Raw genomic sequence first — 583 nt, 5'->3', positions numbered from 1 at the left:
CCCTGATGCGGATTTTGACGCGTTGGCGGAAGAGCAGGGCCGTCTGGAAGCGATTATTGCGGCGGGTTCGTCTACCGGCGGCGGTGCAGAGCATGAATTGGAAATCGCTGCCGACGCTCTGCGCCTGCCTGATTGGGATGCCAAAATCGGCAATTTGTCCGGCGGTGAAAAACGCCGCGTTGCCTTGTGCAAACTCTTGTTGAGCAAGCCCGATATGCTTTTGCTGGACGAGCCGACCAACCACTTGGATGCGGAATCGGTCGAATGGCTGGAGCAATTCCTCGTACGCTTCCCCGGTACAGTCGTTGCGGTAACACACGACCGCTACTTCTTGGACAACGCCGCCGAATGGATTTTGGAACTTGACCGCGGACACGGTATTCCGTGGAAAGGCAATTACTCGTCTTGGCTGGAGCAGAAAGAAAAACGCTTGGAAAACGAGGCGAAATCCGAAGCTGCACGCGTGAAAGCGATGAAGCAGGAGTTGGAATGGGTGCGCCAAAATGCCAAAGGCCGCCAAGCCAAGTCTAAAGCGCGTTTGGCTCGTTTTGAAGAAATGAGCAACTACGAATACCAAAAACGC

1 protein-coding gene is annotated in these 583 nt (G+C 54.7%); it reads left to right on the top strand.

Going from position 1 to position 583, the window contains the following annotated elements; all coding sequences use genetic code 11:
* On the top strand, positions 1–583 hold a 583-nt coding region (locus tag ACTHUR_RS16260; protein ID WP_440399716.1), incomplete at both ends, for an ATP-binding cassette domain-containing protein.

The organism is Neisseria sp. P0021.S007, assembly GCF_051956855.1.
This window is presented reverse-complemented; position numbering and strand designations above follow the sequence as displayed.